General features: G+C 39.3%; 12 protein-coding genes and 1 other annotated feature. Of the genes, 10 read left to right on the forward strand and 2 right to left on the reverse strand.

From position 1 onward, the window contains the following. Window positions 1-128 precede the first annotated feature (128 nt). From tsaB to tsaD, 4 genes are read left to right on the forward strand one after another with little or no spacing between them, the layout of a single operon-like run. Window positions 129-842, forward strand: a complete 714-nt coding sequence (tsaB, locus tag BAU16_RS03110) for a tRNA (adenosine(37)-N6)-threonylcarbamoyltransferase complex dimerization subunit type 1 TsaB (RefSeq protein WP_137605762.1) — start codon at window positions 129-131, stop codon at window positions 840-842. Beyond that, a complete protein-coding gene (gene rimI, locus BAU16_RS03115; RefSeq protein WP_137605761.1) occupies window positions 826-1,368 on the forward strand; it encodes a ribosomal protein S18-alanine N-acetyltransferase in 543 nt (180 codons plus the stop codon). Before tsaB ends, rimI (BAU16_RS03115) begins: the two co-directional genes overlap by 17 nt. Beyond that, a complete protein-coding gene (gene rimI, locus BAU16_RS03120) occupies window positions 1,361-1,831 on the forward strand; it encodes a ribosomal protein S18-alanine N-acetyltransferase (RefSeq protein ID WP_048603095.1) in 471 nt (156 codons plus the stop codon). The genes rimI (BAU16_RS03115) and rimI (BAU16_RS03120) overlap by 8 nt, the downstream gene beginning before the upstream one ends. Next, entirely contained in the window at window positions 1,828-2,835 is a 1,008-nt protein-coding gene (gene tsaD / locus BAU16_RS03125) for a tRNA (adenosine(37)-N6)-threonylcarbamoyltransferase complex transferase subunit TsaD (RefSeq protein WP_137605760.1), read from the forward strand. The genes rimI (BAU16_RS03120) and tsaD overlap by 4 nt, the downstream gene beginning before the upstream one ends. Before the next feature lie 118 nt (window positions 2,836-2,953). Here the strand turns inward: tsaD and BAU16_RS03130 are convergent, their stop codons facing one another. Beyond that, window positions 2,954-3,625: a Crp/Fnr family transcriptional regulator gene (locus tag BAU16_RS03130; RefSeq protein ID WP_048603093.1), complete on the reverse strand. Its 672-nt coding sequence runs from the start codon at window positions 3,623-3,625 to the stop codon at window positions 2,954-2,956. Window positions 3,626-4,104: 479 nt separating this feature from the next. Between BAU16_RS03130 and arcA the strand changes: the two genes are divergently transcribed. From arcA to argS, 4 genes are all read left to right on the forward strand, one after another. Then, the gene (arcA, locus tag BAU16_RS03135) at window positions 4,105-5,337 is read left to right on the forward strand and encodes an arginine deiminase (protein WP_048603092.1); all 1,233 of its coding nucleotides are present in this window, start codon (window positions 4,105-4,107) and stop codon (window positions 5,335-5,337) included. Window positions 5,338-5,413: 76 nt separating this feature from the next. After that, window positions 5,414-6,433 carry an ornithine carbamoyltransferase gene (gene argF / locus BAU16_RS03140; RefSeq protein ID WP_137605759.1) on the forward strand — a complete coding sequence of 340 codons (1,020 nt, stop codon included), beginning with the start codon at window positions 5,414-5,416 and terminating at the stop codon, window positions 6,431-6,433. Between the two features lie 116 nt (window positions 6,434-6,549). After that, window positions 6,550-7,494: a carbamate kinase gene (gene arcC / locus BAU16_RS03145; RefSeq protein ID WP_161526411.1), complete on the forward strand. Its 945-nt coding sequence runs from the start codon at window positions 6,550-6,552 to the stop codon at window positions 7,492-7,494. 192 nt (window positions 7,495-7,686) lie between these two features. Then, window positions 7,687-7,878 (forward strand) — a binding site (T-box leader). A 67-nt stretch (window positions 7,879-7,945) separates the two neighbouring features. Further along, entirely contained in the window at window positions 7,946-9,637 is a 1,692-nt protein-coding gene (gene argS, locus BAU16_RS03150) for an arginine--tRNA ligase (RefSeq protein WP_137605757.1), read from the forward strand. Window positions 9,638-9,684: 47 nt separating this feature from the next. Here the strand turns inward: argS and BAU16_RS03155 are convergent, their stop codons facing one another. After that, on the reverse strand, window positions 9,685-10,155 hold the full coding sequence (locus tag BAU16_RS03155; RefSeq protein WP_137605756.1) for an arginine repressor: 471 nt from the start codon (window positions 10,153-10,155) through the stop codon (window positions 9,685-9,687). Between the two features lie 244 nt (window positions 10,156-10,399). On the opposite strand from BAU16_RS03155, the gene BAU16_RS03160 reads away from it, so the two are divergent. Together BAU16_RS03160 and rpsB are read left to right on the forward strand one after the other, a co-directional pair. Further along, window positions 10,400-10,633, forward strand: coding sequence for a hypothetical protein (locus BAU16_RS03160; protein WP_048603087.1), 234 nt, complete (start codon window positions 10,400-10,402; stop codon window positions 10,631-10,633). 233 nt (window positions 10,634-10,866) lie between these two features. Next, the gene (rpsB, locus tag BAU16_RS03165) at window positions 10,867-11,664 is read left to right on the forward strand and encodes a 30S ribosomal protein S2 (protein ID WP_048603086.1); all 798 of its coding nucleotides are present in this window, start codon (window positions 10,867-10,869) and stop codon (window positions 11,662-11,664) included. The last annotated feature ends 93 nt before the right edge of the window (window positions 11,665-11,757 follow it).

Consider the following 11,757-nt stretch of genomic DNA (forward strand, 5'->3'; position numbering starts at 1 on the left):
AACACTAAATATTATAGAACCGCAAAAAACGGCTCGTTTTAGCCGTTTTTTTGTTTTGAAAAACAATGGGCTGTACCTCTTTTTGATTTGTGGTAAAATATGATGGTGTTTAAAGGAAGGGTGCAAAAATGAAAATTTTAGCCATTGATACATCGAATCAATCCTTAGCAATCGGATTGATGGAAGAAGATCAGGTTGTTGGGCAGTTGCAGACAACTGTAAATAAAAATCATAGTGTTACCTTGATGCCGGCAATTGCTGGACTTGTGGAAATGGTGCATTGGAAACCAAAAGAGATTACGCGAATCGTGGTTGCACAAGGTCCGGGTTCCTACACCGGTTTGAGGATAGGTGTTACGACCGGGAAAACCTTGGCAGATACGTTGTCTGCGGAGCTTGTGGGCGTATCAAGTTTAGCCGTGATTGCTGCAAATTGTCGCAATATCGATGGGTGGATTTTACCAATTTTTGATGCACGGCGGGGAAATGTCTACGCAGGTGCCTACCAATGGCAAAAAGAGCAATTGATAAATGTGTGGCCGGATCAGCATATCTCCTTTGAAGAACTGAGTGAAAAAGTTCGTGAGCAAAAAGTTTTTTTTGTCGGAGCAGATGTGTCAAAATTTACGGAACAGATTCAGCAGAATTTACCTGATGCTACAATCAATCAAATTCCTGAATGGAACTATCCATCAGGTGTTGTCCTTGCTGAATTGGGGGCAAAAAAACCGGTGACAGCTGTAGATACTTTTTTACCGAATTATTTAAAACGTGTGGAGGCAGAAGAAAAATGGCTGGCGTCTCACGAACCCGGAGATGAAGCGTATGTTGAAAAAATTTAGTCTGTTTATCCAACAATGGACCTTCAAAAAAAGGACAAACTATCCGACGCGGGTGAAATCAATTCAGGGAACAGACTATCTGGTTCGAGCAATGAAGCGGGAAGATATTAAAGCTCTTTTGCAGGTAGAACGGCACGTTTATGCAGGGGAGGTACCGTGGACACGAGCCGCTTTTCTTTCTGAGTTGTTATCGTCTGTGCCTCATCTGTATCTTTGTCTTGAGTATGGCGGCGAATTAGTCGGATTTATTGGCTGCCGAGTCACTGGAAACGATGGACATATTACCAATATTGCTATTTTGCCTACTTATCAAGGAAGAGGACTGGGTACTTTTTTACTGGAGGAAATCGAGAGCTATGCGCGGAAACAGCGGTGTGAGATTTTATCTTTAGAGGTCCGTCTTGGGAATCGCGATGCCCAACGTTTGTACCGAAAATTTGGCTTTGTGTCACGAACGATTAAAAATGGCTATTATGATGAAACAAATGAGGATGCATTAGATATGGTGAAATACATAAATGAATAAGTTGCAAATTATAAAAGCACAAAAAGAAGAAAGTGAAAAATGGGCAGCATCTGTTTATCATTTGGCAAATGAAGCCTACACCTATCATTCCCCTTGGACACAAGAACAGTTTCTTGAAGATATGAAGACACCGTATAACAATTACTTACTTCTGAAACAAGAAGAAAGACTGATTGGATTTCTTGGGTATCAACACTTGTTATCAGAAGTGGAAATTTCAAATCTTGTAGTTTCGGTGAGGGAGCAAGGAAAGGGACACGGTAAAAAATTATTGCAGCATTTGATTCAACAGCTGGGAATGACTCCAGCAACTATTTTTTTAGAAGTGCGAGTCTCTAACCATGCAGCACAAAATTTGTATCTGACTTGTGGGTTTGAAATTATCAGTCGGCGAAAAGAGTATTATTCGGCACCTGTGGAAGATGCGTTAGTGATGCGTAAGAAAGTAAGGGAAAATGAATGAATGAATTGATTTTAGCAATTGAGAGCAGTTGCGATGAAACAAGTGTGGCGGTCGTAAAAGATGGGGCGATAATTTGTAGCAATATCGTGGCTTCTCAGATTAAAAGTCACCAACGTTTTGGTGGTGTTGTGCCGGAAGTTGCCAGCCGACACCATGTTGAACAAATTACCAGATGTATCGATGATGCGTTGCAAGAAGCCAAAGTAACTCCTGAAGATTTGACGGCAGTGGCAGTAACCTATGGACCGGGTTTAGTCGGTGCGTTGCTGATTGGTATTTCTGCAGCAAAAGCTTTTGCCTGGGCAAATAGTCTGCCGTTGATTCCTGTTAGTCATATGGCAGGTCATATTTATGCGGCCCGTTTTGTCAAACCGTTGGAATTTCCATTAATGGCGCTGTTGGTCAGTGGCGGGCATACGGAGCTTGTTTATATGGCAGAAGATGGTTCTTATGAAATTATTGGAGAAACGCGGGATGACGCGGCTGGTGAAGCATATGATAAGGTTGGTCGGGTCTTGGGGTTGCCTTATCCCAGCGGCAAAGAAATTGACCGCATGGCTCATGAGGGACAAGATACCTATCATTTTCCAAGGGCAATGATTCATGAAGACAATTTTGATTTTAGTTTCAGTGGTTTAAAAAGTGCCTTTATCAATCTGGTTCATAATGCAGAACAACGGGGAGAAAAACTGGTGCCCAATGATTTAGCTGCAAGTTTTCAGGCAAGTGTGGTTGATGTCTTAACGACAAAGACGATTAAAGCCTGCCAAAAATATCCGGTCAAACAAGTAGTTGTCGCTGGTGGAGTAGCAGCGAATCAAGGGTTGCGAGAAAGTTTGCAGCAGCAGGTGGCATCAACACTGCCTAATGTCGAATTGATTATTCCGCCGTTGAAATTATGTGGCGACAATGCCGCAATGATCGGTGCAGCAGCTCATATTGAATTAAAAAAACGACATTTTGCTGATTGGCAGTTAAATGCTGTCCCAAGTTTATCCTTTTAATAAAATACAAAAAAATCCGGAAAATAGGAACCTGACACGTCACAGTCTTCTGACAAAGACCACTGGACAATAGGCATTTCCTATTCTTCGGATTTTTTGCATAGAATCGAAGCTTTTCTCAATCATAAAAGGTAAACATTTTTTTGTCGTAATCCAACAAGCCTTTTTTCTTCATTTTTTTAATGACCTGACCAGCCGTTTCGCGAGTCGTTCCACTGTTGACAGCTAATTCTTTCAGGGTAATAGGAAAAGGAATCACCGTTTTGGTTGCTTCTTTTTTTCCTAATTCTTTTTTTAAAATGTAAAGATTTTGTGTCACACGATCATGGGCATTTGAGGTCAATCCAGTTTGCAATCGTAATTGGTGGGAGGCAATAATGCCGTTTAATTTTTTTATTAAGTAAATCAGCTGCTTTGGATTATTCTGACAGATCTGTTCAAAAATCTGTGCCGGAAAATAAAAAGTATCAATATCGGTCAACGCTTGAGCACTGTGGGAATATAACTCTTCACGGAAAATGCCCCCCATTGGAAAAACACTGCAATTTGATACATAGTCATAGTAATAGTAAGTGGCGCTTTCATCGTAGCGTTCTAAACGGACAAGCCCTTCAGTGACGAAGTACAGACGATCACGAGGATCGCCCTCATCAAAAAGAATCTGTCCTTTTTTGTACGAGCGTAGCAGGACATTGGCCTTTAAAAGATTAAATTCTTCTTCTGTCAAATGTTCGAAGTCATCCTGATAGCGTAAACGAGAAAATTGAAAATCGGTTTTATCGGTATACATTCATAGCCCTCATCTCTTGGTTATTTCTCTCATATCAATTGTTGCTTTTTTTTTAATGTTTGTAAAGATAAAAATGCAAAGAATATGGCAAAAATTCCCTTTGAAAGGAGCATTAAATAATCAATTCATTCATAATAAATAAAAGATACATAATAGTTGTAAAAATGAATAAAATCTGTTTATGTATAAAAAAATATACATAAAAAAGGAAACGCCGACATCGGAAAGCGATAACAATATTATTTAAAAAGAAAAATAAAAATATACAATAAATTTTTCTGAATGAATAAATATTTTTTTGTTTCTTATTTTGCATAAAAACAACGGATTTTTTTGACAATAAAGAATAAATGCGGTTAAATATAAATAACAGAACTATTAACGTGAAATATTTGGCATTTCCAATGACGAATATTTTTGAAAGGGCTTTCTGTAACGCGTTAAGCTATTCATGTAATCAAGAAAGAGGAGGCAGCAAAATGGATAAACCGATTCACGTATTTTCTGAAATAGGAAAATTGAAAACCGTCTTATTGAAAAGACCGGGACAAGAGGTAGAAAATTTAACCCCAGATATTATGGAACGTCTATTGTTTGATGATATTCCGTATCTTCCAGTCGCTCAGGACGAACATGATGAGTTCGCCAAAGTATTGCAAGACAACGGAACTGAAACCTTGTACTTAGAAAAGCTAGTTGCTGAAGCAATTGATGCGGGCAATGTCAAAGAAGAATTCTTAAATCGAATGTTGGATGAATCCTTTATTGACTCTGCCACGGTTCGTCAAGGATTGTTTGAATACTTATTGTCAATGGAAACCCAAGACATGGTTAATAAAATCATGGCGGGTGTTCGGACGAAAGAAATCGATGTCAAACCACACTCTTTATTTGATCTTTCAAAAGATGATGACTACCCATTCTTTATGGACCCAATGCCAAATCTATATTTCACACGAGATCCGTCCGCCTCAATCGGAAACGGAATGACAGTTAACAAGATGGCATTTGAAGCACGACGTCGGGAATCCATGTTTACAACCTATATCCTAAATCATCACCCACGCTTCGCAAATAAAGGTGTTGAAGTTTGGTTGGATCGTGATGTCGATGGGCATATTGAAGGTGGCGACGAACTAGTTCTTAGCGATGAAGTAGTAGCTATCGGAATTTCCCAACGGACGCATGCGCGTTCACTAGAAAAATTAGCCCGCAATTTGTTCGCAAAAAATGCTGGCTTTAAAAAAGTCTTGGCAATCAAAATCCCGCATAATCGCGCGATGATGCACTTAGATACTGTTTTTACAATGGTTGATTACGATAAATTTACGATTCATCCAGAAATTCAAGATGCTGACGGAAAAATCGACGTTTACACAATTGAACCAGATGGTGACGACATCAAAATTTCACATAGCCAAGATTTACATGGTACATTAAAAGCAGCATTGCATTTAGACGATTTGGTTTTGATTCCAACTGGAAACGGGGATGCTATTGTTGCACCTCGGGAACAATGGAATGACGGATCAAATACATTGGCAATCGCACCGGGTGTGGTAGTCACTTATAATCGTAACTATGTTTCCAATGAATTGTTGCGCAGCTATGGCATCAAAGTGTTGGAAATCCATTCAGGGGAATTGTCCCGCGGTCGTGGTGGCCCACGTTGCATGAGTCAACCTCTCGTTCGTGAAGATTTGAAAAAATAATTCGTTGACTTTTCCGAGGCGGTGATCTCATTGCCTTCGGATTCATTTAATGACCAAACTAAAGGAGAGTACTAATATGAAAGAATCTGTATTTCAAGGAAGAAGTTTATTAGCTGAGAAAGATTTCACCAAAGAAGAACTACAATACCTAATCGATTTTTCAGAACATTTAAAGGATCTAAAAAAACGCGGCATTCCTCATCACTATTTAGAAGGAAAAAATATCGCACTGCTTTTTGAAAAAACATCGACTCGGACACGGGCAGCCTTTACTACTGCTGCAGTGGATTTAGGTGCACATCCAGAATATTTGGGTGCGAATGATATCCAATTAGGAAAAAAAGAATCGACGGAAGATACAGCCAAAGTTCTTGGTCGGATGTTTGATGGAATTGAATTCCGCGGATTCAGCCAAAAAATGGTCGAAGAACTAGCAGAATTCTCCGGTGTACCTGTTTGGAACGGTTTGACAGATGAATGGCATCCAACGCAAATGATTGCTGACTTCTTAACAATCCAAGAAAACTTTGGAACGGTGGAAGGTATTACAGTTGCTTATTGTGGCGATGGTCGGAACAACATGGCAAATTCTTTATTGGTAACTGGTGCGATTTTAGGAACACATATGCGTATCGTGGCACCGAAAGATTTACAACCGGACGAAGAAGTTGTGAAATTAGCAGAAGGTTTTGCAGCGAAGACAGGTGCGAAATTAATGATCACAGATGACGTAGATAAAGGCGTTGACGGTGCAGATGTTCTTTATTCTGATGTATGGGTTTCAATGGGAGAAGAAGACAAATTTGAAGAACGCATCAAATTACTGAAACCTTATCAAATCAATATGGAAATGATTGAAAAAACCCACAACACAGACAGACTGATTTTCTTGCACTGCTTGCCAGCATTCCATGATACAAAAACGGTTTACGGGGAACAAATGAAAGAAAAATTCGGTATCACGGAAATGGAAGTGACGGACGAAGTTTTCAACAGCAAATATGCCCGTCAATTTGATCAAGCGGAAAATCGGATGCACTCCATTAAAGCCATCATGGCAGCAACTTTGGGTAATCTGTTTATTCCCCGAGTATAAATAAAAACTACTTACTTTAACAAAAGCGGGTCAGAACGTTGTAGGTTTGAAAAAACAGGCGACAGGCGCTGGCCCGCTTTGTCATTCTTAAAAATGTCGAAAAGGAGCGTGCCATTATGGCAAATCGTAAAGTTGTTGTCGCATTAGGGGGAAATGCTATTCTTTCTGATGACGCAACTGCCCAAGCACAACAAAGCGCGTTACGTGAAACTGCAAAATATTTAGTGAAATTTATTGAGCAAGGCGATGAGTTGATTATCTCTCACGGAAACGGTCCACAAGTGGGAAACTTATTGATCCAGCAAGCAGCAGCCGATTCTGAAAAAACACCAGCAATGCCACTTGATACCTGTGTCGCTATGACAGAAGGATCTATTGGGTATTGGCTGCAAAATGAAATGGGCAGTATTCTAAAAGAAAAAGGAATCGATAAAGATGTCGTTTCTTTAGTTACGCAAGTTATCGTCGATGAAAATGATCCTTCTTTCCAAAATCCATCGAAACCAGTTGGTCCATTTTTTACTGAAACAGAAGCACAGCAACAAATGAAAGAGACCGGCGCAACCTTTAAAGAAGATGCTGGTCGTGGCTGGCGAAAAGTAGTTGCTTCACCGAAACCAATTTCAATTAAGGAAGCACGAGTAATTGAAAGTTTGGTCAATCAAGGAGTGATTACTGTCTCAGTTGGAGGCGGTGGGATTCCCGTTGTTGAAACAGCTAACGGTTTAGAAGGTCGCGAAGCAGTGATCGATAAAGATTTTGCTTCAGAAAAATTGGCAGAAATCATTGAAGCAGATTTGCTGATTATTTTGACCGGAGTGGATAATGTTTATGTGAATTATCAAAAACCTGATCAAAAAAAATTAGAGACAGTTACTGTGGCTGAAATGAAGCAATACATCGAAGAGAACCAGTTCGCACCAGGCAGTATGCTGCCAAAAGTTCAAGCAGCAATCGAATTTGCTGAAGCTCGTCCAGAGGGCAAAGCAATCATCACTTCATTGGAAAACATCGAAAACCTATTAGCCAATGAAGAAGGAACGATTGTTGTCGCAAAATAAGTGAATCTATCGCGTAGGCGATTGGTTTATAGAAAACCTTGAAGTGTGTGATTTTCTCCTTTAGTGCATACTTCAAGGCTTTTAAAGAAACGTGAAAAGAAATTTTGATTAAAAATCTTTAAAAATTAATTCGCAAACAGGAAAATACTAGCCATTCACAAAAACCTTTGCTATAATCAATGCAGTTTAATAAACGATTTGATGAACAAGAGAGTATCTTTTGATGAACGTATAGCGAGTTCGGGTAGGTGAGAGCCGAATGGGAAAACAAGAGAGAACCGCACTTGGGAAAATCTGCCTAGCAGACGGCTATCTACCGTTATTAGAGAAGCAGGTTCTTTTTAGAACAATTAGAGTGGTACCGCGGGTAATCTCGTCTCTGGTGAAGGATTCACTGGGGGCTTTTTTTGTTGCTTCAAATCATCTCTCAAAAAATCAAGGAGGAAGTAAAATGAATAATAAAGATGTCGTTGCAAAAGCTATTTATGAGGTAGTCAAGGATGATCTATCCTTAGAACAAGTAGAAAAATTATTGGAAAACCCAAAATCGGCAGATCACGGAGACGTGGCTTTTCCGGCTTTTGCATTAGCAAAAGCCTATCGTAAAGCACCACAACAAATCGCACCGGAATTAGCAGAAAAAATCGATGGAACAGATTTTGAAAAAATCGAAGTAGTTGGACCTTATTTGAACTTTTTTATGAATAAAGCCAGCATCAGCGAAAAAGTATTGGCAACCGTCGTAAAAGAAAAGAATCATTACGGGGATGCTTCCATCGGCGAAAACAAAAATGTACCGATTGACTTGTCTTCACCAAACATTGCCAAACCAATTTCAATGGGACATTTACGTTCTACTGTAATCGGAAATTCCATTGGGTTTATTATGGAAAAAATCGGCTACAATCCGATTCGTATCAATCACTTGGGCGACTGGGGTACTCAATTTGGAAAATTGATTGTAGGTTACAAAAAATGGGGCTCTGAAGAAGCTGTTAAAGCTGAACCAATCAATGAATTATTACGTTTGTATGTTCAATTCCATGAAGTTGTTGAAACAGAACCAGAATTGGATGATGAAGCACGGGCTTGGTTCAAAAAATTAGAAGACGGCGACGAAGAAGCTGTTAGCTTATGGCAATGGTTCCGTGATGAATCCATGAAAGAGTTCAATAAAATCTATGACATGTTGGGTGTCGAGTTTGATTCTTTAAATGGGGAAGCTTTTTACAATGATAAAATGGATGAAGTCATCGAATTACTTGAAGAAAAACATCTGTTGAAAGAAGACAAGGGCGCAGAAATCGTTGACCTTTCTGCCTATGATCTAAACCCTGCTTTGATCCGTAAGTCAGACGGAGCCACTTTATATATCACTCGTGACTTGGCGGCTGCCTTGTATCGTAAACGGACGTATGACTTTGCCCAATCTATTTATGTTGTTGGGAATGAACAAAGCTATCACTTTAAACAATTAAAAGCTGTATTGAAGGAAATGGGCTTTGATTGGTCAGATGACATGCATCATATTGCATTTGGTTTGATTACCCAAGGCGGAAAGAAATTATCCACCCGTAAAGGAAAAATCGTTTTACTTGAAGAAGTTTTGAATCAAGCCATCGATTCTGCCAAGGAGCAAATTACAGAGAAGAATCCTGATTTGGAAAACAAAGATGAAGTAGCAAAACAAGTCGGCGTTGGAGCTGTGATTTTCCATGATTTAAAAAATGATCGTTTGAATACCTTTGACTTTACTTTGGAAGAAGTGGTGCGCTTTGAAGGAGAAACCGGTCCTTACGTACAATATACCCACGCACGAGCAATGAGTATTCTTGCCAAAGCCGGCTTTGTTCCACAAGCCGATCAAAGTTACGCATTAGCTGATGAAGGAAGCTGGGAAGTCATCAAGCTGGTTCAAAAATATCCTGAAACAATCATGCAAGCAGCAGAAAAATTTGAACCATCTGTTATTGCAAAACACGCGATTAAATTGGCACAAGCTTTCAATAAATACTATGCTCAAACTAAAATTTTGGCAGATGACGGACAAAAAGATGCTCGTTTGGCATTAGTTTATGCCGTTACAGTCTTGTTGAAAGAAGATTTACGTCTCTTGGGACTTCATGCGCCAGACAAAATGTAAGAAAATAGCCAAAAAAAGACTGACATCAACCGATGTCAGTCTTTTCACTATGCTAATATGTGGGTTTTGAAATAGCGTTCCATTTTTTTTGCATCTTCTTCTGTTCGGGAGATAATAATGACCGTGTCAAAACCGGCGATAGTCGTTACTTTTTCAGGAATGTGGACTTCATCAATGACCGCTGTAATCAATTGGGCATTGTCCGGCAAAGTATTGACGATGGTCAAAAATTGAACCCGATCGACTTTCGTCACAACATCTTCGATCATGTGGATCAATCGTTGTTCTTCTTCCTGTCCGTCTTGTCCAAAACGTTCTCCTTGGAAAATTTCAAACCGTGCTTGACCGGTTTCGTCAGGGGCTTTGATGATTTTTAAATCGCGAATATCGCGGGAAATCGTTGCTTGCGTCGCAGTGACGCCTTTTTCTTCCAATAATCGAAGCAATTCTTCTTGAGTGCGGACTGTTTGGCTGCTAATGATCTGTTTAATTAGTAAGTGTCGGTCAGCTTTGCGCATAGTAGAATCTCCTTTATTCGTTTTGTTCCTTTCATCATAGCAAATCATTTTCCTTCTGCCCACTTTGATGAGTGAATTTTTATCCGTAAAAGCTGAATTTTCATCTTAATTGGTCAATAAGATTATGATTTTTATATTGAGAGAAGCGTTTAAAGTAACGTATTTTTTTGAATTGGAGTATACTTTACTTAGAAATAACTCGTTGCTTTCTTTTAGCAATGAAATTCTAAAGGAGTGAATCTTAATGGAAACTGGACAAGAAAAATTTTTGCATTTCTTTTTAGATCGCGTAGAAGCGGCCCATGTGGATGAGGCAAAAAAGCTATTAGTAAAGTCATTTGCAGATCAACAAGTAGAAAACTTTACCTATGCAGATTTTGAGAAACTGCAAGCAAAGCTTTTACCATTGGTTAAAGAAGATAAAGTAGATGAAGTCAAACAAGCAATGACTCATTTTTCACAAGGTTTAGCAAAATAAGTACTGAATTTAAAAAACGCGTTCTCGATGAAAATCAGAAGAATGTGTTTTTTTTAACGGGAAAAATCGTTGCATTTTAGTTTTGCCTACTGTATACTGTTCTAGGTGTGAGCGAGTCTTACACAAATCCACATTAAAGGTCTATTTACAGTCAGGGTGCTTTGCTTGCGAAGTCTGCTGTGGAGTTTACGGCTTTTAAGAGGAAAACAAAAACCAATTGGAGGAAACAAATCATGGCAGTAATCAGTATGAAACAATTGCTAGAAGCCGGCGTACACTTTGGACACCAAACACGTCGCTGGAACCCAAAAATGAAGAAATATATCTTCACTGAAAGAAACGGAATCTACATCATCGACTTGCAAAAAACAGTTAAATTAGTCGATGCAGCTTACGACTACATGAGAAACGTTGCAGAAGAAGGCGGCGTTGCATTGTTCGTAGGAACAAAAAAACAAGCACAAGAAGCGATTAAAGAAGAAGCTACCCGCGCAGGTCAATACTTTGTAAACCATCGTTGGTTAGGTGGAACTTTAACTAACTGGGAAACAATCCAAAAACGTGTTGCACGTTTGAAACAAATCAGCAAAATGGAAGAAGACGGCACATTTGATGTCCTTCCTAAAAAAGAAGTTGTTGGTTTGAACAAAGAACGTGAACGTCTCGAAAAATTCTTAGGCGGTATCGCTGATATGCCAAGAATTCCTGATGTAATGTACATCGTTGACCCACGTAAAGAACGCATTGCTGTTCAAGAAGCACACAAACTAAATATCCCAATCGTCGCTATGGTTGACACGAACTGTGATCCAGATGAAATCGACGTAGTTATCCCTTCAAATGATGATGCAATCCGTGCGGTAAAATTGATTACTGCTAAAATGGCTGATGCCTTCATCGAAGGAAATCAAGGGGAAGATCAAGTTGTAGAAGAAGATTTTGCAGCAGAAACTACTGAAAATGCAACTTCAATCGAAGAAATCGTTGATGTAGTAGAAGGCGACAATACTTCTGCTGATTCAGCTGAATAATTTTGAATGACGGAGCTGTTTCAAAGGCCAGGCGGTCAAGCCTCACTCTCCTTTGAAACAGCTTTTTTTAAGAAAATAATTATAAATCAACCA

The organism is Enterococcus sp. JM9B (assembly GCF_009933265.1).
GTDB classification, from domain to species: domain Bacteria; phylum Bacillota; class Bacilli; order Lactobacillales; family Enterococcaceae; genus Enterococcus_C; species Enterococcus_C songbeiensis.